General features: G+C 42.1%; 20 protein-coding genes. 6 read left to right on the top strand and 14 right to left on the bottom strand.

The window, feature by feature from the left end; all coding sequences use genetic code 11:
- A partial coding sequence (locus G5B30_RS15675; RefSeq protein WP_317164356.1) for an acyltransferase occupies positions 1 to 1,142 on the top strand: 1,142 nt, incomplete at its 5' end.
- Here G5B30_RS15675 and G5B30_RS15670 read toward each other — a convergent pair.
- On the bottom strand, positions 1,134 to 2,126 hold the full coding sequence (locus tag G5B30_RS15670; RefSeq protein WP_165320950.1) for a hypothetical protein: 993 nt from the start codon (positions 2,124 to 2,126) through the stop codon (positions 1,134 to 1,136). The two genes, G5B30_RS15675 and G5B30_RS15670, sit on opposite strands and share 9 nt — an antisense overlap.
- Positions 2,127 to 2,316: 190 nt before the next feature.
- Between G5B30_RS15670 and G5B30_RS15665 the strand changes: the two genes are divergently transcribed.
- Genes G5B30_RS15665 through G5B30_RS15655 form a run of 3 tightly spaced genes read left to right on the top strand, consistent with a single transcriptional unit; the run spans position 2,317 to position 3,573 of the window.
- The gene (locus G5B30_RS15665; protein ID WP_165320949.1) at positions 2,317 to 2,823 is read left to right on the top strand and encodes a GbsR/MarR family transcriptional regulator; all 507 of its coding nucleotides are present in this window, start codon (positions 2,317 to 2,319) and stop codon (positions 2,821 to 2,823) included.
- Positions 2,824 to 2,825: 2 nt separating this feature from the next.
- Positions 2,826 to 3,191 carry a hypothetical protein gene (locus G5B30_RS15660; protein WP_165320948.1) on the top strand — a complete coding sequence of 122 codons (366 nt, stop codon included), beginning with the start codon at positions 2,826 to 2,828 and terminating at the stop codon, positions 3,189 to 3,191.
- 4 nt (positions 3,192 to 3,195) lie between these two features.
- Complete coding sequence (locus G5B30_RS15655; RefSeq protein WP_165320947.1) at positions 3,196 to 3,573, top strand: hypothetical protein; 378 nt, start codon at positions 3,196 to 3,198, stop codon at positions 3,571 to 3,573.
- A 17-nt stretch (positions 3,574 to 3,590) separates the two neighbouring features.
- Here the strand turns inward: G5B30_RS15655 and G5B30_RS15650 are convergent, their stop codons facing one another.
- From G5B30_RS15650 to aqpZ, 5 genes are all read right to left on the bottom strand, one after another.
- On the bottom strand, positions 3,591 to 5,702 hold the full coding sequence (locus G5B30_RS15650; RefSeq protein ID WP_165320946.1) for a type IA DNA topoisomerase: 2,112 nt from the start codon (positions 5,700 to 5,702) through the stop codon (positions 3,591 to 3,593).
- 41 nt (positions 5,703 to 5,743) lie between these two features.
- Complete coding sequence (locus tag G5B30_RS15645) at positions 5,744 to 6,163, bottom strand: PIN domain-containing protein (protein WP_165320945.1); 420 nt, start codon at positions 6,161 to 6,163, stop codon at positions 5,744 to 5,746.
- Positions 6,160 to 6,414: a DUF6364 family protein gene (locus G5B30_RS15640; RefSeq protein ID WP_165320944.1), complete on the bottom strand. Its 255-nt coding sequence runs from the start codon at positions 6,412 to 6,414 to the stop codon at positions 6,160 to 6,162. Before G5B30_RS15640 ends, G5B30_RS15645 begins: the two co-directional genes overlap by 4 nt.
- A 156-nt stretch (positions 6,415 to 6,570) precedes the next feature.
- Positions 6,571 to 7,917 (bottom strand): deoxyguanosinetriphosphate triphosphohydrolase, encoded by a 1,347-nt coding sequence (locus G5B30_RS15635; protein WP_165320943.1) that lies wholly within the window; start codon positions 7,915 to 7,917, stop codon positions 6,571 to 6,573.
- Between the two features lie 170 nt (positions 7,918 to 8,087).
- Positions 8,088 to 8,876: an aquaporin Z gene (aqpZ, locus tag G5B30_RS15630; protein WP_262886607.1), complete on the bottom strand. Its 789-nt coding sequence runs from the start codon at positions 8,874 to 8,876 to the stop codon at positions 8,088 to 8,090.
- A 137-nt stretch (positions 8,877 to 9,013) separates the two neighbouring features.
- Here aqpZ and G5B30_RS15625 point away from each other — a divergent pair, with 137 nt between their 5' ends.
- Positions 9,014 to 10,072: an aldose epimerase family protein gene (locus G5B30_RS15625; protein ID WP_165320941.1), complete on the top strand. Its 1,059-nt coding sequence runs from the start codon at positions 9,014 to 9,016 to the stop codon at positions 10,070 to 10,072.
- 31 nt (positions 10,073 to 10,103) lie between these two features.
- Here the strand turns inward: G5B30_RS15625 and G5B30_RS15620 are convergent, their stop codons facing one another.
- From G5B30_RS15620 to G5B30_RS15590, 7 genes are all read right to left on the bottom strand, one after another.
- Positions 10,104 to 11,648 carry a CotH kinase family protein gene (locus G5B30_RS15620; protein ID WP_165320940.1) on the bottom strand — a complete coding sequence of 515 codons (1,545 nt, stop codon included), beginning with the start codon at positions 11,646 to 11,648 and terminating at the stop codon, positions 10,104 to 10,106.
- Between the two features lie 25 nt (positions 11,649 to 11,673).
- On the bottom strand, positions 11,674 to 12,624 hold the full coding sequence (locus tag G5B30_RS15615; protein WP_165320939.1) for a family 16 glycosylhydrolase: 951 nt from the start codon (positions 12,622 to 12,624) through the stop codon (positions 11,674 to 11,676).
- Positions 12,625 to 12,708: 84 nt separating this feature from the next.
- Complete coding sequence (locus tag G5B30_RS15610) at positions 12,709 to 13,566, bottom strand: family 16 glycosylhydrolase (protein WP_165320938.1); 858 nt, start codon at positions 13,564 to 13,566, stop codon at positions 12,709 to 12,711.
- A gap of 97 nt (positions 13,567 to 13,663) precedes the next feature.
- Complete coding sequence (locus G5B30_RS15605) at positions 13,664 to 14,407, bottom strand: hypothetical protein (RefSeq protein WP_165320937.1); 744 nt, start codon at positions 14,405 to 14,407, stop codon at positions 13,664 to 13,666.
- Between the two features lie 55 nt (positions 14,408 to 14,462).
- On the bottom strand, positions 14,463 to 15,434 hold the full coding sequence (locus tag G5B30_RS15600) for an Ig-like domain-containing protein (protein ID WP_165320936.1): 972 nt from the start codon (positions 15,432 to 15,434) through the stop codon (positions 14,463 to 14,465).
- A 36-nt stretch (positions 15,435 to 15,470) separates the two neighbouring features.
- Positions 15,471 to 17,039 carry a RagB/SusD family nutrient uptake outer membrane protein gene (locus G5B30_RS15595; RefSeq protein WP_165320935.1) on the bottom strand — a complete coding sequence of 523 codons (1,569 nt, stop codon included), beginning with the start codon at positions 17,037 to 17,039 and terminating at the stop codon, positions 15,471 to 15,473.
- Positions 17,040 to 17,052: 13 nt separating this feature from the next.
- Complete coding sequence (locus G5B30_RS15590) at positions 17,053 to 20,175, bottom strand: SusC/RagA family TonB-linked outer membrane protein (RefSeq protein ID WP_165320934.1); 3,123 nt, start codon at positions 20,173 to 20,175, stop codon at positions 17,053 to 17,055.
- Positions 20,176 to 20,524: 349 nt separating this feature from the next.
- Between G5B30_RS15590 and G5B30_RS15585 the strand changes: the two genes are divergently transcribed.
- Positions 20,525 to 23,425 carry a triple tyrosine motif-containing protein gene (locus G5B30_RS15585; RefSeq protein ID WP_165320933.1) on the top strand — a complete coding sequence of 967 codons (2,901 nt, stop codon included), beginning with the start codon at positions 20,525 to 20,527 and terminating at the stop codon, positions 23,423 to 23,425.
- Positions 23,426 to 23,441: 16 nt separating this feature from the next.
- Here the strand turns inward: G5B30_RS15585 and argH are convergent, their stop codons facing one another.
- Positions 23,442 to 24,773, bottom strand: coding sequence for an argininosuccinate lyase (gene argH, locus G5B30_RS15580; protein WP_165320932.1), 1,332 nt, complete (start codon positions 24,771 to 24,773; stop codon positions 23,442 to 23,444).
- Positions 24,774 to 24,810: the final 37 nt, after the last annotated feature.

Here is a 24,810-nt window from a genome sequence, read left to right as displayed (position 1 = left end):
GCATGAGAAAAGAGAAGGATAGCTTTAGGAAAATTTTACGGATATTAGCCCGCTTATTATACATACCGATGGATACATTAAATACAAATCTTGCACCAACTAAAAAACATTTTAAAATATTAGACGGGCTACGGGGCGTTGCAGCCTTGGCTATTGTCGTTTTTCATTTTGCGGAATGGATTTATGCAGATTATACGGAGAATTTTATTATACATGGTTTCTTAGCTGTCGATTTTTTCTTTTGCCTATCCGGATTTGTGGTGGCCTATGCTTATGATAATCGATTAGAAGAGATGGGAATCCTCGGATTTTTTAAAAGACGGCTCATAAGATTGCATCCATTAGTAATTTTAGGAACTGTTTTAGGGCTAATTGCATTTTTATTTGATCCGTTCAGTCATGCTGCTTCTTTATATGATTTCGGTCGAACTGCCTTAATTTTTATTTGTTCTTTATTTCTAATTCCTCTTCCGGTAATGGAAGAGCGGAGTTTGAACAATTTTGGATTAAACGCTCCTTCTTGGTCTTTGTTCTGGGAATATATAGCCAATATCGCGTATGTGTTTATTTTCTATAAATTAAATCGATATATCCTATCTATTTTAGCCATTATAGCTGCTATCGGATTAATCTATATTGCTTATCATTCCGGTAATTTATTAGGTGGATGGAATGGCGACACTTTTTGGCATGGTGGGGTGAGAATCGCTTTCTCTTTTTTAGCCGGGTTACTGATCTATCGCAATAATTGGATCCTCAAAAACAACATTGGTTTTATAGGTCTTTCCCTCCTGTTGCTTTTTGCGTTATTCATACCGCACTTCGGATTTAACTGGCTTGTCGAACTTGTCATCGTCCTATTTTACTTCCCCCTGCTTGTTTCTCTCGGCGCCGGCTCTACCCTCTCACCTCAAGTTGAGAAAGCTTGTGAATTTTCGGGAAGCATCTCCTACCCTTTGTATATGACACACTACGCCGGAATATGGATATTTGGAAACTATTTCTTAACGACCAACCCCGACCCGATTGAATTGACATGGGTTATTGTATTGGGCACATTATTTATGGCCTTGATAGCATATTTAGTCTTGGTATTTTACGATATTCCATTGCGGAAATATCTCACGAAAAGATTAAGATAAACGTTCTCCACCTAATTCAACTTCCCGAATAAAATCTCCCTTTGAATCCGTAATGAATGTCATCGGATTCTCGGGGTCTTTGATAATCTCAAAAAGCGTATACCCCCAAGGTTTCCAAAAATTCTCCAGGACCTGTCCATACGTTTTTGCCTGCCAATTATCAAAGATAGGTTTCAATGTCCAGTCATTCAACGGCATAGGCTCGATAAAGACCTTCTCCGGAGTCTCCATATAGGTATATTCCGGCAACCGATTGAAAAGATAAGCAGAATAGAAAAATCGGGCGCAAACCTCTTCAAATTGAATAGGATGCAGACGGTGACCTGCGACCTTTTCTAATACCTCCTCATGGTAAATAGCATGGGTACCATTATCCTGCAACGTGGCAATGATGGCAAAATCACTCATCCGAAGTGAAAATATCAACGTATTGATTTCATCTCGATATAAAAATGTTTCCGGTGGATTTGCTACTGGAAAAATATGTATGGTAAATGGATTTGTGTGTTCGAATTCCAGCGGGACAAGGATAGATTGCAACATTGCATGCAAATTGCGAAATTTATGGACCAAAACCTGCGAAAAGTTCATTGGTTCGCCCGAAAGAAAAGATTGTCGCACACCGGCTTGTATCTCGTTGAATACCACGCCATATAAGATCTTGCCAATCCAATGAAATAAGGTACGTTCACCCAGTGCTTTAACGGCTTCGTATCCTTTTTTCATGGCTTGTTCGACTTTGCTTTCTACACTTTCGAAGGCTGCCGCTACTGCCGTCGAACAGGGCAATTGTAGTTTCTTATAGGTGACCATACTTTCATCTAACATCTTGAAAGGTTTCTCCTCTAAATCAAAAGCACGCATCATCCAAATGGGAAAAACCTGAATACGCTCATCTTCGGACTGAAGCTCCTGCCCCGTTAGAAAACACTTGTTATTATCAAAAGTAAAATCCAAAAAAGGATTGTAAAGTCGTGATACCATAATAGGGCAAAGGTACCTTTTTTCACTTTCAGTTGACCTCTTCAACATCGAATTGACTGAAATGTGACTTTGAGTTTATGTAATTTTCAATATATTTTGAAAATTCAGAAATAATAATTTATCTTTGTTGAGCTTTTGATTGTTTATTCAACAGCAAAATGTTAGCATATTTTAAATCAATTCGTTTATTATGAAGCTCGATGAAGCAAAACAGCAATTTATAGACACTTGGGGTGCACTGGGTTCAGAATGGGGCATTAACAAATCAGTAGCGCAAGTGCATGCTCTCCTCCTCGCCTCTACCAAACCATTGTCTACCGATGAGATTATGGAAAAGTTAGTTATTTCAAGGGGAAATGCCAATATGAGCATCCGTCAGCTTATCGAATACGGTATCGTCTACAAAAAACATATTGCAGGCGACCGAAAAGAATATTTCGTGGCTGAGAAAGATGTATTGAAATGGGCCATGAAAATTGCCGTTATGCGGAAGAAAAAAGAGCTGGATCCGGTCATGGAAATTTTAAAAGATATCAGCGAAGCGACAGAAGATGACAAAACAAAAGACGGTCAGGCTTTTCACCAAACGGTAAAAGACATACAGGTACTTACCGAACAACTGGAGACGATAGCCAATAAAGTTTTTCAATCCAATCGAGCGGATTTATTGATAAAGCTATTCAAACTTATCGTATAATCATGAATTACAATATCCTTGCATATCTCATCTTTGGCACTATCACCATCTATATTATCCTATGGGTCGGCAGACTGTCCCATCGCAATGGAAGGATATTTATATTCACATTCTTTGAACAACAAAAGGATCTTACTGATACAACAAACAATCTATTGTTGGCCGGGTATTATCTGTTTAACATCGGATATGCCATATTGCAGTTCAATAGTTGGGGCGAGGTATCCAATTGGAGCACGCTGATTTCAAGCATCTCCGTCAAAACAGGTTTATTAGTCTTGTTTCTGGCCGGGCTTCATTTCAATAACATGCTTATTATCTATTTATTAGCAAAAAATAAAAAACATTCTTTAACCCTTAAACAATAAAACCATGGAAAATCCAACTGTCATCGCTTACGTCATCTACTTACCTATCGCTATTAGCTTGACGTACTATGTAGCTTACGTCTTATTCAAAAACAGTATCGTATACATGAACGATATATTCGAGGGAAGGCCCGATGTAGCCAAGGCAACCAACAACCTGTTCCGCATAGGCTTTTATTTACTTAATGTGGGGTTTGCGTTATATATATTGAAAATGTACCTTCGTTATGCCACCGTACAGGAACTCATTGAAAAACTAAGTTACAAAATAGGAGGGTTTAGTATTTACTTGGGAATTATCCTGTTTTTATATATGTTCTTGTTTTTCAGAGGCAAACGGATTGCAAAACAAAGAAGAACTATTTCTCCATCAATCACATAAAAGATACCATATAGGCTCTACCCCACCCCTACTTTAAAATCTTCAAAAATAAGGGACGCATTCACGAATTGTCCTTGTTTATTCTTTACACCTTTCAGCAGAGATGTTTTGCCTTTTTCCAATAGGTTTTTCATCTCTGCCTCGTCGAGAAACACGCCGTTCAATGTACGCCATATCTTAAAGTCACAACCGCGGGCATAATGATCACATTGTGCAACTTTGTCGTACAACATGATATGGCCGGATTGGCATTTCGGACACTTTATTTTTCCCTTTTGTTGTGGCTTGATCTCTTCCTGCGTAATCGCAACGCGTAACTGGAGCAACTCTTTCGTAATTTTGGCGGTATACTCCTTAATGTGTTTCATAAATACATCGTAGGAAACGGCATTGGCCCGCATTTCCTCCAGCTTTTGCTCCCACTTGCCGGTCAAGGTTACTTTCGCAATCGAACGATCTTTCACCAGTCTATATACAGTCAATCCTTTTTCCGTGGGGATAAGTTTCTTTTTGTCCCGTTTGATATAATCGCGCTGGAACAGGGTTTCGATGGTTGCCGCGCGGGTCGCGGGCGTGCCGAGGCCACAATCTTTCATCGCCTGCCGCATCTCTTCATCTTCAATCTCCCGACCCGAAGTTTCCATTGCTTTTAATAAAGATGCTTCGGTATGGATAGGCTTTGCTTTGGTAAAACGCTCCGCCAACTCTAACGTCAAAATTTCCAACAATTCTTCCGCAACAAGTTTGGGCAGCTGCGCATTTTCGTTGTCCTGATCATCCGCATTTTTGTCATCATCCGGAAGTTCCACCTGATCGGCCGAAAGCCGCCAGCCATACTGTTTAATGACTGTTCCTTTGGCAATCAGTTCTACGCCTTGCGCATCAAGTGTAACGGTGGTAATATCTTTCAGACAGACATCCGAAAAACTTTCGACCATCCGTTTGGCAATCATGTTGTAAATATGTTGCTGCTCCTTTGGCATGGGATCGGGCTTTTCCTCCGTCACCAACAGGGCATGGTGATCCGTAACCTTCTTATCATCAACTGAGCGTTTGTTGAGCTTTGTACCAATAAGGTTACGGGAAATTACCGCAATACTTTCCTCCGCCGTATCCGCTAAATGTTGAAACAACTCTTCGATTTTTTCAAACACGTCTTCCCCAATATACCGTGAGCCTGTACGTGGATAAGTAATCACCTTTTTCTCGTATAAAGTTTGTGCAATATTCAGCGTTTGATCAGCCGAGTAACCGTACTTTTTATTGGCATCCTGTTGTAGGGATGTCAGATCAAATAGCAAGGGCGGCTGTTCTTTCGTTTCTTTGGCCTCGACCTTAACGACCTTAGCCGGCGATCCAACTACTATTTTAGCGATACTTTCTTCGGCCTCCCCCTTTTTATCCATTTTGTTGGAGGTTGCCTTAAAAGATATATTGTCTTTTTCAAAACCGGCCTGAATTTTATAGAAAGCCTGTGGTTTAAAGTCCTTATTTTCCAGGTAGCGGGAACAGATCATGGCCAATGTCGGTGTCTGTACACGTCCTAAGGATAACAGCCCACGATTACCAGCAGCCAAGGTGAGCGCTTGTGTCGCATTGATACCAATTAGCCAATCCGACTCTGAACGGGATTTCGCAGACATATACAGACTGTCGTATTCCGTTCCCGCCTTGAGATTAGCAAATCCTTCACGTATAGCTTTGTCCGTCTGCGACGATATCCACAATCGTCTGAAGGGCACTTTGGATCCCAGATAATAATAGATATTCCGGAAGATCAATTCTCCCTCACGCCCCGCATCCGTGGCTACAATGATTTCTTCGGCTTGTGCTAACAGACTTTTGATGGTATGCAGTTGCTTCAATGCGCCGGCGTCATCGATCTGCTTTCCATCCCTTTTTATTTTCTTGGCTTCCAACCTAAATTCGCTCGGAATAATGGGAAGATTGGACACCGACCAAGTTGGATAACCATAAGCCTGAGGTGTGCACAATTGCACCAAATGCCCAAACGCATAGGTAAAAGCATAGCCGTTGCCGGCAATATATCCATCTTTCACTTCCTTCGCTCCCATCACACGAGCCAAATCACGCGCTACCGAAGGTTTCTCTGCTATAACAACTTTCATCCGTATATAATTCGCGACAGCAAAAATCTATTATTTATATATTAGGTGCTAAATACTTGTTTTAAAAACGTCTCACAATTATGTACCGGAATTTCTGAGAAATAGAAGTCCGACAAATCCTCGGAGATGATGATATCGCAAGACGATTGCTGCGCCGCATAATACTCCAATCCATCCTCAAAATCATGAACAGCCTTATTTTGAACAGTCGACTGCACGGTCTCCCTATCCGTAGTTGTAATATCCAACTTTTCAGACAGTAAACTGATTTTTTTCCTGGCCTGCAAAGTTCCGCTTTTCTTTTCTGCAAAATAGAAGGCAATAGCAAGACATACCGGCGACGTATAGACCTTAAACCTCGAACTCTCTGTTAAGCTTAAAATCCGGGCCGCATACGGAAATAAGGGGTACTGCTTATTCAACACCGCCACAATGACATTTGCGTCGATAAAAAGCCTCATTTGCGGGAATTATAGAACTCGGATTTCAACTGTTTACGGGAAGAAGATTTGGTATATTCGGCACCTCCTTCTGCAACCGTATCAATCCATTCAGCAATAGGCAGCTCTTCCAAAGATTTATAATGCTGTGTAGTCATTTGTTTGTATATAAACTCGGTAAGACGAGATAAGCTCATGCCATTTTTGGCGGCAAATGCTTTGGCCTCGTTAATGACATGTTTATCAAAAGACAATGTAATTTTACTATCCATGGTATATACCCCATTTGGTTATACGACAAAAATATTATTTTTATACGTAAAAACAAAAAAAGCTGTAGTTTTTGTCCTTTATCCGCAACAGCATGACCTTGTAACTATATAACCATCATAACCTCGTAACCCTGTAACCGCACATCGCAATACGGACTACGCTAACGACGCAATAGAAATCCCTTGGATCTTTCGATAGAGATCAACAGCATAGATATCGGTCATGCCCGACACAAAATCGAGGACGGAGCGTATTTTACTATACGTATCTTCATTATCTGTACGAAACTGCTCGGGTATCATGGCAACGATCTTTTTATCAAACATAGTCTTCTCCGTTTTCAAATAGGCTGGAAGAAACTCTTCCAGCAGGGCATTCATCACCTTGAATCCAGCGATTTCGATTTGTACAACTGCAGGTGCATTGTAGATGCGAGCGTAGGAAAGTTTTTCGATATGTTTCATCTGCTCCACGATTTCGGTAGGTAGGGCATGCATCAGTGACTGTGAGAAAGTACCGGCAAGGAACTGATCTTGATGTCCCGCAAAAACAGCGGCGCACTCCCATATCAGTGTGTTTATAGCCTTCGCACGTAATAATGCGACCCTACTTGCAGTATCATCCAGGTTAGCAAGCCTGATCTTAAGATCTTCTCCACCACATAAGGGCAATAGTAGCTCTTCTACTTCTTCGTACGATAATATCTTGAGGTGATGGGCATCTTCCAGGTCGATAATGTTGTAGCAGATATCGTCAGCAGCCTCGACCAGATATACCAACGGATGTCGCAGATATCCTGCTGCATTTTCTGGATCTCGTTCCAGTCCCAATTCTTTGGCAATCCTTTCGAATGTAGATATTTCCGAATCAAAATAACCGTATTTCTTGCGGTGGTGATTACCTTTCACATGTCCGTCGATCGCCTTACACGGGTATTTAACAATAGACGCCAGTGTCGTATATGTCAACGCAAAGCCTTTGGGATCTTTGCCCTTATAGGCATGCGTCAGTATACGTAAGGCGTTGGCATTCCCTTCGAAGTGAATCAAATCCTGCCACTGTTCTTCGGAAACAAGGCGTTGGTACTCGTTGCCCTTACCTTCGATAAAAAATGAAGAGATTGCCGCTTCACCGGAATGACCAAAAGCGGGATTTCCAAGATCATGAGACAGACAAGCTGCCGACACAATATTGCCGACTTCTTGCAAATAAGGTTCTTCCTGATCAATATTAGGATTTTGCTCCTTCATCTTGTGGTAGAATAACCGGCCCAGTGACCGCCCGACGGAAGCTACCTCCAAACTGTGTGTCAACCGATTATGCACAAAGACGGCACCTGGCAAGGGAAATACCTGTGTTTTATTTTGCAAGCGACGAAATGGAGAAGAAAATATTAAGCGGTCGTAGTCACGCTGAAACTCCGAGCGAGCATCCAGTTGTCCGGTAGAAATACGTTCTTCGTAGCCCCATCGCTTTGCTGATAAAAGTTGCTTCCAGTTCATTCAGATTGTGGATTATTCTACGCAAACTTAGATAAAATGCTTTGCATTCACGACTGCCTATGGAAAAAAGACATGTATGGGTAATTTGCTTTCATACACAATTATAATTGCGTTACATAAAAAGGTCAGACCTGTTTGATCCGACCTATTTTCATTCGCTTATAAGCATATCAAGACTGGGGAGCATCTTCTTGTTTTCGCTGCAATAAGCACTTATAAATCAACCCGCCGACTACACCACCCAAAATTGGAGCCAGCCAAAACAACCACAATTGAGGCAAGTATTCCCCGCCTGCAAACAAAGCCTGTGAGGTAGACCGCGCAGGATTCACAGAAGTGTTGGTAATAGGAATACAGATGAGATGGATCAAGGTCAATGCCAAACCTATAGCTATTCCCGAAAACTTACCATTTGCCCATTTATCCGTAGCTCCCATAATGACGATCAAAAAGAAAGCCGTCAGAACAAACTCGGCGATGAATGCTGCAACTACACCGTAGCCCTGTGGCGATAGGGTACCAAATCCATTGGCTGCGAAGGCTCCAGCGGCGGAATTATCGATAGAAAACCCAGCCTTACCCGAAGCGATAAGATACAACACCCCCGCTGCCGCTATACCACCGGCGACTTGTGCAATGATATAGGGAATCAACTCCCTCTTGTCGAATCTTCCCCCTGCCATTAAACCAAACGAAACTGCAGGGTTAAAATGTCCCCCTGAAATGTGTCCGACAGCATAGGCCATCGTCAGGACTGTAAGACCAAATGCCAATGCTACACCCATAAAACCGATACCCAGATCCGGAATACCCGCAGCAAAGATTGCACTGCCGCACCCTCCGAATACTAACCAGAAGGTGCCGAAAAATTCTGCTAAATAACTTTTCATAAAATTTATTTTTTGGATAATAGCCTCAATATGAGAAATATTAAAAATAATTGCAAATAAAAAAGTCAAAGCTGTAACGATTTATCTACGTCATTGTAGCAGATGACATCTATCTTCATATATTGCAATTTCTTGGAAAACGATTCGCCTGAACACGATTAACTTTAAGAATTTTGCTATATTTATACGGCACTATAAACAAAAAGATGGCAAATTACAGACTACCTGATCCTAAGAACTTCGAACATACCATCGACGGTAAAAACACGCATTTAATCACGCTGACCAACCGTAGAGGCATGCAGATTGCACTAACGGATTATGGCGCAAGGCTGGTGAGTGCATTAGTTCCGGACAAACAGGGAGACCTTACCGATGTGGTCTTAGGCTTTGATAGTATACATGGTTATCTAAACGCACAGGAAAAGTACCACGGCACCAGTGTGGGACGCTTCTGCAACCGCATCGCCAATGGTCGGTTCACGCTTGATGGCCAGCAATATACCTTGGAGCAAAACAACGGTGAAAATTGTCTTCACGGCGGGTCGGGCGGGTTTCATAATCGCGTGTGGGATCGGCAAGTGAGTTTTAACAAGAAAGTAGATTTCTATTATGTTTCGTCGGATGGTGAAGAAGGTTTTCCAGGTGAGCTAAAAACGAATATATCTTATGAGCTGACAAATGACAATGAAATCATCATACAGTTCAGGGCGAAAACGGATAAAACAACGATCATCAATCTGACGAATCATGCCTATTTCAACTTGAATGGAGAAGGAAATGGCGATATTCTTAACCATATTCTACATATTCCGGCAGTAGAATTCCTCCCTATCAACGCGAAACAAATCCCCATAGGTGATGTTTTACCGGTACAAAGCACACCCTTTGACTTCACTACACCCAAGAAAATTGTGGAAGGCATAGGTCATGAGGACGAGCAGCTGAAATACGCCAACGGATTCGACCATACTTTTGTTAACACGCAACCTTTAAGTCAACCTGCAGCATCTGCTTTTAGCGAACAAAGCGGTATCAAGCTTGATGTGTTTACATCCGAACCGGGTATCCATCTCTATACAGGCAACTTCCTGACAAACGATCAAGGTAAGGGAGGGCAACACTATCTTAGACACGGCGGCTTCTGTCTGGAAACACAGCACTATCCCGACAGTCCGAACCACGCTGATTTTCCATCGGTGGTACTACACCCCGGGGAGGTATTCGAAAGCCAGACGATATATACATTTTCGCTTATGAAGTAGGTATTTTCAGATAAAAGAGTTGGTGATTTTATTATAAGTTCGCATCCAGCCATGCAATCCGGGTATTCAGCCAGCTTCTTATTTGATTAACTTCGCCTTCGTAGGTATAATAAATCTCGGGATTAGGCCATACTTTCTGATCTAAGATTTTCCAGAGCGCGAAATTTTGTTGCTGGGCTAATTTCAGCTTTGCCGCTTGCTTGTCAATATTATGTAGCATCGTTTTAACTTCATTATTCCTGATTTCTTTCCACCTTTTCCGTACTTTCTCTACAAACGCCGGATCTTTGAACAATTCTACAAACCAAGGTCCGTGCCTTACCCACCAACCCAGCGGATTCACAGCGACGGAATAATCGACGTTACCCATACTTAAATCAAAATCCCACAACGGTCCCATCCCCAGCTTTCCGTTACGATCTTTATAATAATAGATACTACTGTAACTTTGTGCATCCTGGTTTTTCACCAGTTCCTGTACTAAAAACCAATTGATAAAAGATTCGACTTGGATATATTTCGCATAACCATCGATCGGATCTGCGAAATTTTCAGCATAGATCGCATTTTCAGTAGCGATGAGATAGTCTTTGATATAGTTGTACTGCTCTGCTGTCACATCATCGGGAGATTTAATGGCAAATGGCAGTTTCCTCCTATCTGTCTTTACGATATAATCTTCATCCTCCCGTTTATCCAGCTCGACCAAGTACCCACCGGTAATCATTTCACTTCCAACATCCTCTGGCTTCAATTCCGTAATTTCCACTCTTCCTGGTTTTACTTCAACCTGCTCAGTAAGCGTGTACGTTCCTGCATAATTATCATTTAGAAAAACTTCTACGTGCCGGTATTCCGGCGTGAAATCTACACCTATTGCTTTTCCCAGATCAAATACGAGAGCCGTCCTTATCAGGGTTTTGTCCGAATAATTTGCCAGCAAAACCCAATTTCGTGCTTCACCCATTCCCAACATCTTTGCTTTCTTATTCAACTTGATACGATACGGCTTTTTAGGCATGCCCCATGTTGAATTACCTCGTCCTTTGATTTCCATAACCATATCATTGGCTTCCTGCTCGAAACTAAGGTTGGAATTGACCGACACAATTCCATTCAGATAATCGTCTTTGGACACGATCGGAACGTTACCTGCGGTATTGATCCGAATGATAGGTAAACCAGTAAACTCTTTGACTTTAAATTCAAAGTCCCGCTCTGTGCCATCCGAAAAAATTAAACGATAGGTCAGCGGTTGGGTAAAACTGTTCGCAGAAACACCGCTCCACTGCTCGTTTCCATTCGCCGTCACGGTGACCTTATCTTCATCAAAAGACAATACGAGTGCATTCTTATCTGGATCCAATTTTGGAATAACAGCCTGAATTACATCTCCATCAAATTCGCATAAGACATCGTTATCTATACCCGCGTTGTTTTTCGCTTCAAACCTAAAATTTAACGATGCTAAAAATTCCGGCGTTATTTCTTGTTTGGATTCCTCTTTAATTTTATCCTTTCCACAACCTGCAACAGCAACAATAAAGAACAAACAGCAGTATATTATTTTTTTCATGCCTTTTTTGATTGGATATGTTGATTTACTTTTGATATACCTTCACATAGTCCACATACATTTGTGCTTCGCCACTATTTAACCCGGTAACTTTGTCGATATCCCATATCCCAGTAAAATTACCGCCTACTGCCAGATTGAGCAGAATAAAGTAATCCTTGTGGAAGTAATGTCCAGGTGATTTGTCGTCTGTTTTATCTGTGATATTCATTTCGAAATAGGGCTTTGCATCTGGATATTTATCTAAATCCAGAAACATACTGATTTTTTTGTCGTCCCAGATCATCGTATACAGATGAAAATCATCCTGCAAACCGTATGCTGACGTGTAATGCTTGGCATAATTGGGGTAAGCCCCATTGTTCCAGCTTGGGCCCCAATGCAAAGCACCATTAAAATATTTATCTTGTATATTGTTTGCGATACCAAAGGTATTTCCGAATTCCATAATATCTATCTCACCACATTTAGGCCATCCTACCGCGGCATGGTCAGCTCCAAGCATCCAGAATGCGGGCCAGAGTCCATTAGCCGTTTTAGGCAATTTGATACTCGCTTCGATCTTTCCATATTTTACGGCAAATCTGTCCCGGGTATTCAACCTACCTGACGTAGCCGCTTTTCCCTTATAATTTTCTTTTTTTGCCGTGATGACAAGACAGCTTCGCTCTGTCACCGGTTCTTTTCCGACACTGATATTTTCATTACGATAGTATTGCAGCTCAGCATTACCTCCACCATCCCCGTTAACTTCTACATACCAGTTTTTTGCATCCAGTTCTGTACCGTTGAACAAGTCCTGCCAAACGATCTTATATCCGTTGGTTTCACCCGAACCATTTTCTTCGTGTTCTTTTTCGGATTCCTTATTATCTTTATCACCTATTCCCGCATCCGCATCTACAGTTGTACTGCATGCCAACATTGCAAACAGTGTAATAACAAATACTGACATTAAACTTATATATTGTTTCATGATTTTTAAATAGCGTAGTGCATAACATACCCTGTCCGCTATATAAGCAGTTATCAGGTGTTTTTAAGACTACTAATTAATGATTTACTTCTTCTGATACATCCGTATCCAGTCCACTTTCATTTCCACCGGATTGGCAAAGATAGCATCGTCGATTGTGCCACCCCAAGTACCGCCTATGGCAATATTAAGTATCACATAGAAATCCCGGTTGAATGGCCAGTCCTTGATATCTTCGGAATTTTGATAGGCTCGAGCACTTTCCTTTCCATTAATAGAGAAAATAATGCAGTCATCCCCTTCATCAAAGTCCTCCAGCCATTCCATGGTATACACATTAAACTCACCTTCCACATTTCCAGGATACTGTCTGTTGTGCCAATTGTTGCCTTTCGAGCCATTTTTGTTGGAGGTATGCAGGGCATGCGATATCATAGTTGGATCAAAACCCACATGTTCCATGATATCGATCTCTCCATATAAGGGCCAGCTCCCTACCTCGGGCAGCATCCAAAAGGCAGGCCAGGTGCCTTTCCCCGAGGGAAGACTGATACGTGCTTCGATTTTGCCGTATTTTACAAAGCCCTTCCCTTTAGAATTAATCCGCGCAGAAGTATACCGGTAAGTCGAAGTAGTTCCGGGAGGAGTATAGTTTTCCTTAAGTGCGGCAATAACTAAATTTCCATCTTCTACGCGTACATTTTGTATCCTGTCCGTGCAGTACTGCTTTTCCTGATTTCCAAACCCCGTACCCGTCGTATAGTTCCATTTGGACATATCCAGAGTCGTCCCTTCAAATTCATCCGACCACACCAGCTGATATTCCTTAGGTGTCGTGTCTTTCGGTTCTTCATCCTTGGGAACTGTATTGCCTGATTTGCCACATCCCAACAATACCAGACACCCCAATAAGGCCCACTGCAACTTATTTCTATTTCCCATATTTTAATCCTCGTCTCTTATCGTGTTTTTAAGGAGAAGAGGGTGTCCGAAAAGACGACATCAGGTTTTCTCAGACAACCTCTTCTATATAATTCGTTTACTTCTTCTTATAAATAAACACAGCGTCTATATCCAATGTTGTACCCGCTGTTCCGCCGCTTAATACAGAGAACAGGTTGTCAGTGGTGAATCCATCTTCACGGAAATTCAGCTTTCCTGTCCCCATAAATGCGGACATAGGAATCTCTATATGGTGCCATTCGCCATCGCGGTCGAAGTTAGCATAGGGCTGAAAAGTTGTTCCGTTATCGACAAACGGAGCTGCACCGATAGCAAGTCTAAAATTGTTTGTACCATCACCCAAACCAATCATGTGGGTAGCGTTATCCTTACTCTTGATCGCAAAGTGAAAAGTGTGCTGCGGAGTAACATTACTCAGATCGACCGTAGATACTCCTCCTGGAGATATCCCCATTCCCGACCAACCCAGACCACCAACAACCAAGGATGTCCAAGCCTCTACCTCTCCGAATGAATTCGGGCCAGTTGGGTTTCCTGCAACATAGGTATTATCCCATACGTATAAAAATCGATTAGCTTCATCCACTCTATAATCTTCGGTAACTTTACTTTCGATTTTCGCCTTTGTGATCTCATCCATAGAAATTAGATAATAATCGCTACCCTGCAGATATACTGCATTGGACCCGTTACCATTGCCATCACCATCTTGATCTTTATCGTCATCTTTAGGTGCGGGAGAATCTTTGCCACATGATGTAACCAATACGCCCACAAAAAAGACGCTTAATAATAATAGTAGTAAATTTTGCTTTTTCATTTGTTTTAATTTTAATTGTTTATCAATCCGTTAATTTGTTATTTCCCTGCGCCGTCTAATTACACCCTTCACCAATTTTATATTCGAATACTTTTGTAACCGCCATTCCTCCGGCGAACGCAAATTTACATGCCATCTTGAACACAGTGGTTCCATCCGCGGCGGTAAATGTTTTTGTAAATTTTTTATCATTTCCGGCAACAGGATCAAGTTGTGCCTCGGCAAAATCGGGATTATATAACCATGCAAACGCAACCACCCCTATTTGATCATCCAGCAATTCAAATTCGACAATAACATCCTTCCCATTCTCGGCAGTTTTGAATGAATACGTGTATCCATTGGTATCAAAAGCCGGTTGTCCTTCCAAATTCACAGTAGAACTTCCCGAACATTCCGCGTCGCCAGATCCGGGATTGGATCCGTCATCTACGGTAAAGTTAATCACATACGTTTTTTTGTTAGCCGTATTCGCCTTTTCAGCTACAACAACAGTCGCTGTACCCGGCAATGCTTCAGCTTGTGTTACGGTAACCTCTGTCGAAGCTACTGCTACAGCTGTGGCGGCGACCTGCGGCGCATCTACTGTTCCCTCGGGCAATTCTACATCATAGGATAAGACATTCCCCTGAAAACCTTCAAGTGAGGCTCCTCCATAAGTAATACTCGCCAAGTTAAGATCTACTATTACAACGTCCTCTTCAGTCACCGTAACAGTACACTGAGCGGAATGAGAACCCACCGTAGCCTCTACTATAGCTGTTCCTTCCGCCACTGCGGTCACTAACCCTTTGTCGTCGACCGTCGCAACTTCCGGTTTATCGGAAGTCCATGAAACGGTTCCTTCTGCGCCTTTCGGAGTAAGCGTTGCCGTCAGTGTCTCCGATTCCCCAGCGGCTAATGAAAGGGTATTGTTATTTAATAAAATGCCATCAGGAGTGACTATATCCTTGTCGCCGTCCTTACCACACGACACACTGAACACTATCGCGCCCAATAAAAGAATGAGTAAATTTTGTCTCTTCATTTTTATACGTTTTAATTGTTTAAAATTAGTTGTTGTTTATAAGTCTCCCAGCTTAACTTCTTCCTCCGGCAACGGAAACGTCTCGTGCTTGCCCGCGATAAAATCCGCCATATGTGATCGTGCTTCCGGCGTTTCCGCAGCTTTATAAGCGTCCATAGTCCCCTTCGCGACTCCCCAGCGTGTCAGATCAAACCAGCGATGCCCTTCCATGGCCAGCTCGACGCGTCGCTCATGGCGAACAGCTGAACGGAGATCGTCTTTGCTATCAGCATATACACCGTATGGAAATGCAGGAAGAATACCCGTATCGCCATGCCGTGCCCGCTCCCGTACTTTCTCTAAAGCCCACTTTGCCTGTGTGGTATTATTGTTTTCCAGACATGCTTCGGCATACATGAGCAGCACATCAGCATAGCGTATCACCTTGTTGTTGATAGGACCTCTACTCGTATGGCTCAACGGAAAAATAGTCCCTCCTGGACCATCGTCCATCATCGCGTACTTCCGGCTCACATATGTGCTTCCCAAGTAGGTTTCCTGTTCCGGTGTTTCCATCTGACTATCCGGATCCAAAATCGTGATATCGCGTCTCGGATCTCCCACTTCATATTCGTCGTACAAGTTTTGTGTAGGTTTGTTAAAACCCCAGCCTCCCCCAAGCACGGACGAACGAGACCGTGTGAGGATAACGGTAAACGTACCCCGGGTAAAGCCAAATCCTTCACCAAAATCACTCGTCGGATCTTCCATATATTGGATCTCAAAAACAGACTCGTCGCCATTCTCGCCAATTAGTCTGAAGTTATCAGCATAGTCGACCAGTAGAGCATATTCCCCTTCCACCTCCGCCTGATCGACAATCTTTTTACCCCAGATTTCAGCCTGTGGATAATCATGGCGCGTCAGATACATCTTCAGCAACATCGCTTGTGCAGCTCCTTTTGTTGCTCTTCCCAGATCAACATCTTCATACTCGCTTTTTTTCCAAAGCTTGGTTTCAGCATCTTTCAGATCTTCGATAATGAGGTCATAGATCTCATCAGCCGTAGCAATGGGTTGCTGCCAGGTATTCACACTTCCAATGACAAAATCGATCTTCGGTACCCCGCCGAATACACGTACCAGACGGTAATAATATAGTGCCCTTAAAAATTTAGCTTCGCCAATGAGCCGGTCTTTAAGTTCTTGTGACATACTCTCATCTACGTTCATTGCCGGCACCTGATCCAGCACAAGATTACAGCGGGATATGCCTTGGTATTGCGCCCGATAAAACTCAAGCAACATTGGATTGTTAGCCTGGACTTTAAAGTTCTCCAGATCATAAGCAGCAGCCATATCGGTAATACCCTGCCCTCCTTTCAGCGCATCGTCCGACACGATATCCCCGATAAACCACTCGCTAAAGTATGTATTGTTAAACTCCCATGCCAAAGGCACATAGGCTGCATTGACAGATTGCACAGCTGTTTGTCCAGATGTAAAGAAGTCCTCCAATTTGGTAACACCGGGAGACGGTTCCGACAGCCATTTGTCACAAGAGGACAGTGTCAGTACACCTATACAGCTTATTGTCCCAAATATTCTTTTATATATACTTTTCATATACTACCGTGATTTAGAAATTAATATTCGCACCGATCATAATCGTCCTGGACTGCGGGTAGTTTCCAAAATCTACGCCGCTACCGATTTCCGGATCGTAACCGCTATATTTTGTCAGGGTCAATAAGTTATTTCCCGCCAGATAAATACGGCATCTGTTCAACCCCTTGATAGTCGCAGGGAGCGTATAACCAATCTGCACATTTTTTAACCGCAAATAAGAACCGCTCTCTACCAAACGGCTCGAAGCAAAGCCGTTTACTGCACTATATGGATTGGGGATATCTCCGTTCGGATTATTGTCTTTATGCCAGGCATTCCGCATCGTCGTACTTAAGGTTGCATCGGCACCTGTTCCCTCCGTACGGAAGCGGGCTGCATTAAACACCTGATTGCCATGAATTCCCTGCAAAAATACCTGTGCATCAAAACTCCCCCAGCTAGCACCTACGTTTAACCCGTAGGTGAGCCAAGGGAAAGGGTTGCCAATTTTAGTTTGATCTTTATCATCGATGAGGCCATCATCGTTGATGTCCGTATATCGGGCATCTCCCGCATGATAAGCGATCTCATTTTCCAAATATCCGGTGAGATGAGACAAAGCTTCTATATCAGATTGGTATATTCTCTCGTATTTATAACCCCACAACGAAAACAATGGCAATCCTTCATCACTCAACGTATACGTTCCGAATACCCGCTGACCGCCATTCAGTGAGGTAAGCTCATTTTTGATAAAGGATACATTTCCCGTAATATTATAATTCAAGGCCTTATCAGCCACCGTCTTGCTATCCCTGTAGGTCAAAGTTAGTTCTATCCCTTTATTCTCTACCGTTCCTACGTTAGCAACGGGATCATACCTATTTCCGACGTGGGCCGGTGCCTTCACACTCAACAACATGTCTTTTGTATGACGTACAAAAAGATCCACTATCCCCGAAAATTTTCTTTGATACATATCAAAGTCTACCCCGAAGTTGTACTGTTCCGTCCGTTCCCACTTGCCTCCTTGATTGACATACGTTAATATGGTAGCCCCATTGACCAGTTGCTGGTCTCTTCCAAAGACATAACCAACGAACGATGGTCCCTCATTAAACATTTTTAACACAAAATTATCGGCACTGATTTTTTCGTTTCCAATCTGACCGTAGCCCACACGCAGTTTTAAGTCATTGAAAAACGTCGCGTCTTTCATCCAGTCTTCCTCACTGATCCGCCACGCTAACGCTGTCGACGGAAAGTATCCCCAGAGGTTTTCCTGGAATTTACTGGATCCGTCGGCCCGAAAATTGAAGGTTGCTAAATATTTATTATCGTAAGCATATTGCAGGCGCCCCAGGAGTGAGAACATCCGTGTCCGAGCGACATTATCCGAAGAAAAGGTGCGATCTTCCGTGGTCTGTGCGAGATACCAGTTAGTGGGAACAGGATTCAATATAGCTGCTCCTGCTCCACCCGTGCTATAATAGCTGTATTGCTCCGTAACCTGACCGCCCATAACAGAAAAACTATGTTTATCGATCTCCCTGGAATAGGTAAGGATATTTTCGTAGCGCAACATTGCCGAGCGTGACATGCTGCTCGACAAAAAGTTCTTATCCATTTTGTCGTAGCTTGAATACTCATAAGCTGCCTTAAACAAACGATTTCTATTGTTATTCATGTCCATACTGACACTGGACCGCAAGCTCAGACCGGCAAAAGGTTTGAGCTCGACATAGACATCCCCTACCCAACGTTCGTTCTTATCCGACGGATAAGAGTTACTTACCATAGAAAAAGGATTTGTTACATTCCTAAAATTAGATGAAGCGCTGATCTGCCCGCTCAGATCTTTGTCAGCGCTATTTGCGGCACCCCGCGGATAATGGGTAGGATCCCACGGCGCCATAGCTAAAGCGGCCGATAAGACAGAGGCTCCGGGACTTGCGTTATTGTTCATCGCATTACGTCCTTCTGAGGAAGAAAAAGTAAGGTTCTGACCGACTGTCAACCAATCTTTCAACTGATGATTGGAATTAAACCGAAGGGTCAGCCGTTCAAAGTTAGACCCGATAATAGTCCCATCTTGATTGAAATAACTACTGCTCATGGCATAATTACTTTTCTCACTTCCGCCATCTACAGACAGGTAATAGCTTTGTATGGGTGCATTTTTATGAAAAACAGCATCCTGCCAATCGGTTTCAATCCCCGCATAATTTACCCCATCCGGATTTGCAGACGACCGGATAACTGGATAGTAGGGAGAGTTTCCCAAGCGGTAGGCTGCCAGCCATCTGTTGAAGCCGTATTCCTCGTAATAATTCTGTTGAGATTTGACACCATCCAATTCGATAATCTTTTCCGCAAATTCTTTGCTCTTCATCAGATCAAGCTGATTCCAACGATTTTGTAAACCGAAGTAGCTGTCGAACGAAATGTTGGTACGACCGGATCTACCTTTCTTCGTCGTCACCAGAATAACACCATTCGCACCCCTAGAACCGTAAATTGCAGTTGCCGAGGCATCTTTTAGAATTTCTGTGGTCTCAATATCATTCGGACTCAAAAAAGAAATATCACTAAGGATCACCCCATCCACTACGTATATGGGCGAACTATCGTTTACTGTGCCAATTCCGCGGATACGGACGACCGCCGGAGCACCAGGTTGACCACTATTCGCATTGACGGTTACGCCTGCTGCTCTTCCTTGCAATGCCTGGTCTAAGTTGGCGGCTGGTGTCTTTTTCAAATCTTCGGCTTTCACGGATGCTACGGCACCGGTCAGATCACTTCTGCGAACGGTTCCGTAACCTATCGCAACCACCTCATCTAACACATTGACCTCCTCCTCCATTATAACATGATATACACCAGATGTCCCGACGGACAGCTCGCTTGTCTTATATCCTATAAAAGAAAACGTTAAAGTTGATGGACCGGATATTTCAAGGCGATATCTACCTTGGGCATCTGTTGAGGCGGAAACTATGGTCTCTCCTTTTACAGATATAGACACGCCTGACATAGGCACCCCGTCGACAGCGCTTCTTACAGATCCCGAAATCTGCAACCTCTGAGCGATGGAACTTTGAAAGATGCAAAGCAACACACAGCAAACCAATATTAATTTTATTTTCTTCATTTATTATAAGTGGTTATTTGTTTATAAATTGGTGTCGCCAATAAAGCAGCTGTTATCGCGTTCATTAACAACAAGAGCAAATATATCATACATCCTATCATCTATTACTATTTTTCCCCTGCACAAAAACACAACACAGAATTAAAAACACCCATACAAAACCACTACAATAAAAAATTAAATCACTTTAAATCAGATATATAGAATGTAAAAACACAACCTTAACAGGTAGATAAAATTAAACGTACTCCTTTTTTTGTGTCGATTTTAATGATTAAATGTTGCTACATACTATAAATTTTGCTTTCTTTATGATTGAACTAGCTTTATGAAAACCTTTTTGTGGACAATGAAATACTTTTATCTGCTTTTCCTTACGACGTTAAACATCAATCTATCCGCGCAAAATCCTATTGGCATTCCAGATATAAGTACTTACGAAACTTTCGATTATAAAGGAGGTACCCAAAATTGGGATATGGACCAAGATAATCAAGGGATTATGTACTTTGCAAACAATGAAGGTTTATTAACGTTCGATGGAAGGCATTGGAAATTACATCCCCTACCTCATAAAACGATTGTCCGATCGATAAAAATATCGTCAGAAGGTAAAATATACGTCGGCGCACAAGATGAAATTGGTTACTTTATTCCGGATATAAATGGAACTTTAAAATTTGTATCACTCAAAAAGCTAATACCCGAGCAAGCGCGTAATTTTTCGGATATATGGGATATTGTTATTCTTAAGAATGAAGTCTTCTTCCGAACAACCGACAAGATATTTCATCTGAAAGACGACAAGATAAAAGTCTACATTCCTCACAAGTTATGGGAATTTATGGGGGAGGCCAATGGTAAGCTGTATGCCCAAGATACAGGAAATGGATTATTGACCTTCAACAGTGGAAAATGGGAATCTACTCCATACATCGCTCCATCCAACAACGATATTGTTACATCTATATTACACTACGCATTGGACACTCTATTGGTGACGACCTTCAAAAGTGGAATATATTTAATGGGTAGAGACTTCCTTGTAAAGAAAACAGGCCGGTATGACGAAACTTTCAAAGAGCATCGGCTATATGATGCCATTGCGGTCAATGATAATCGTTATGCCCTGGCTACTTCATCTGCTGGATGTTATATTATCAATAAACAAGGAGAAATCATCCAACAGTTTTCATCGGAGGAAGGCTTATACAAAAATAAACTTCGGTCTATATTCATGGACCGGAATAAAAATCTTTGGCTTGGACTGGATGATGGTATCAATTTCATCGCATTTAACAATGCTATACGATATATATATCCAGATAAAGATAAACAAACCAGTGCATATTCGACCCTAATCCATCATAACAAACTCTACGTAGGCACTTCTAACGGCGTATTTTATAATTATTTGGATAGTAAAGCATCTGATTTAAGTTATTCAAAGAGAGGCTTTAAGGAAATCCCCGGAACCGCAGGGCAGACCTGGAACCTCAATCTAATTAATCAACATATTATTGCGGGTCATGAAGAGGGAGCGTTATTAGTCGACGAAAAGGCAGCGATCCCTCTATATCATTCTCCGGGAACCTGGCTATCCGTTCCGTTATCACAGACCGAATCGTCGTCAGATATAATTACAGGCACCTATCAGGGACTCGGGCTTCTAACCTACAACAACGGAACATTTAAAGTTCGTAATCAAATTGCTGGACTCAATGAGTCTATCCGCTTTTTGATATATGACGACCCTGTTCTCTGGGCTTCTCATCCCTATCGGGGCGTGTACAAAATTGAACTTGCTCCAGACAAAAAAAACGTTAGCCAGCTGAAGCTATATACGGTAAAAGATGGCTTACCTTCGACGCTGGGCAACCAGATTGCCAAGATTAAAAATAAGATCGTGGTTGCTACACAAAAGGGAGTTTATGAGTTTAATCCTGCTACAGACAAGTTCGAACCTTCAGGAAAGCTTTACCCTATCTTAGGTGAATACCCCTACCATTATCTTAATGAGGACAGGGAAGGAAACATATGGTTTATTAGCAATAAAAATGTAGGTGTGGTTGATTTTCACACGAAAGCACCCGATAAGGATTATAATATTGTACATTTTCCGGAACTTAACGGGCAAGTTGTCGCCGGCTTTGAGAACATCTATCATTTTAATCGTCAAAATGTATTTATTGGAGCAAAAAAAGGACTTATACATATCAACTATCAGAACTATCTGGACAATATAAAACCTTTAAACACCATTCTTTCCCTGGTAAAAGCAAGTGGAGAAAAAGACAGTATACTATATGGTGGATACCAAGTGAAAGAAAGTGTTCTGGCCAATACAAACGATGGTGATCATGAAATAGCATTACCAAAAGCCTTAAATTCGCTCTATTTCGAATACTCGTCGACACTATTCGAACAACAAAAGAAAATAGAATTTAGCTATCAACTCGTTGGTTTTGACAAGGAGTGGTCGGAATGGAGTTCAAAAAGCGAAAAATATTACACCAATATTCCAAAAGGAAATTATGTATTTAAAGTAAAATCACGAAATAATCTCGGCAGTGAATCCAATGAAGTCTCTTATCCTTTCACAATTAAACCCGCTTGGTATGAAACCTATTGGATCTACTTGCTGTACACCCTAGTGCTGGCAGGCTTTATCGCTTTACTTATCCTCAGACAGAAGAGGAAGCACGAACGAGAGCGGGAAGATCTTGAAAACAAACATCAACAAGAAATCGAGTACAGCGAAAACGAAATTGTTCGATTAAAAAATGAAAAGCTGGAATCTGAAGTTAGCTTTAAAAATAAAGAGCTGGCCACGACAAGCATGCACCTCATTAAGAAAAACAAACTGCTTTCCAAAATAAAAAAGGAACTCCTCCCTATTATCGACTTAGCTCCAGAAAACAAACAGTCGCATGAAATCAAAAAAGTGATAAAGTTGCTAAATAATGCTGAAAAAGGAGATGCGGACTGGAAACAATTCTCAATACATTTTGACAGTATACACTCTGATTTTCTAAGCAAACTAAAAGATAAATTCCCTAATCTCAGCGCTAATGATCTCAAAATATGTGCTTACATCAAAATGAATCTATCATCTAAAGAGATTGCCCAATTAATGAGTATCACCATAAGAGCTGTCGAGGTAAGCCGCTATCGATTACGAAAGAAGCTCAATGTTTCGGCTAATACGAATCTCTTCGATTATCTATACAATATTGTTAACGAGGAATAGAAGAAGAAAGTTTCCGCTACCGTAGCAAGTCTTCCAAAGCCTGTTTTACCCTTTCAAAGCGAAAGCCGGATTTGACCGTTGCAAACATCTTCTCGATCTGATCGTTACACAGATTGCCGATACTACCTTCATGGGTATGATGTACTTCTTTAGACGGCTGGAATGTTCCATTTGCAATATCTAAACCGATCTGCCGATAGGCTTCCCGGAAAGGAACACCCTGTAAAACAGCATTGTTTACCACCTCCACACTAAATAGATAATCATATTTTGGATCGTTCAGAATATCTTCCTTAACGGTGATATGTTCCAACATAAAAGCAGCAATCTTCAAACAATCACTTAATGACTGGAAAGCCGGAAGTAGATTCTCTTTCAGAAGCTGTAAATCACGATGATAGCCCACGGGCAAATTGGTTGTCATCAATGCAATTTCATTAGGCAATGCCTGTATCTTATTGCAACGTGCGCGTATTAATTCGAAGACATCCGGATTTTTCTTGTGGGGCATGATGCTGGATCCTGTCGTCAGATGATCCGGAAAAGAAATAAACCCAAAATTCTGATTGATAAACAAAGTGATGTCCATGGCAAATTTCGCTAACGTAGCCGCAATAGAACTCATGGCCTGGGCCAATATACGCTCGGTCTTACCACGCCCCATCTGCGCATAAACCACATTGTAATTCAGATCTTCAAACCCCAGCAGCTCGGTTGTCATCTTTCGGTTCAATGGAAAGGACGAACCATATCCAGCGGCTGAGCCCAGGGGATTTTTATTGCAGATATGCCATGCAGCTTTCAATAACTCCAAGTCATCTACCAAGCTCTCGGCATAAGCACCAAACCAAAGACCAAACGAAGAGGGCATTGCAATCTGCAAATGAGTATAGCCCGGCATCAGAATATTCTTATGCTGCTCGCTTAGCTGGAGCAGTTGTCGAAACAGCACTTCTGTATCGTTGAAGATGTTGTGTATTTCCGACCTAAAATAAAGTTTCAAATCGACAAGCACCTGGTCATTACGGGATCTTCCCGAATGGATTTTCTTACCTGCCTCACCGACACGTTGTGTCAACATCATCTCCACTTGGGAGTGTACATCTTCCACGCTATCTTCGATGCTGAAGTTGCCGTCGAGAACCTCCTGATATATACGTTTGAGCTCGCCCTGTACGGATGCCAGATCTTGGTCTGTCATTAAGCCTATGCTATTCAGCATGCGTGTATGTGCCAGCGAACCCAGCACATCGGCTGCAGCTAGGTGCATATCCATCTCGCGGTCATGACCAACGGTAAATGATTCAACAAAGGAATTAACGTCTATATTTTTTTGCCAGATCTTCATTTGAAACAACTCGTTTAGGAAAACAAAAGTACCATAT

Origin of the sequence: Sphingobacterium sp. SGG-5 (genome assembly GCF_011043525.1) — a bacterium.
GTDB lineage: Bacteria > Bacteroidota > Bacteroidia > Sphingobacteriales > Sphingobacteriaceae > Sphingobacterium.
The sequence above is the reverse complement of the archived record's forward strand: the minus strand, read 5'-3'. Positions and strand labels throughout refer to the sequence as shown.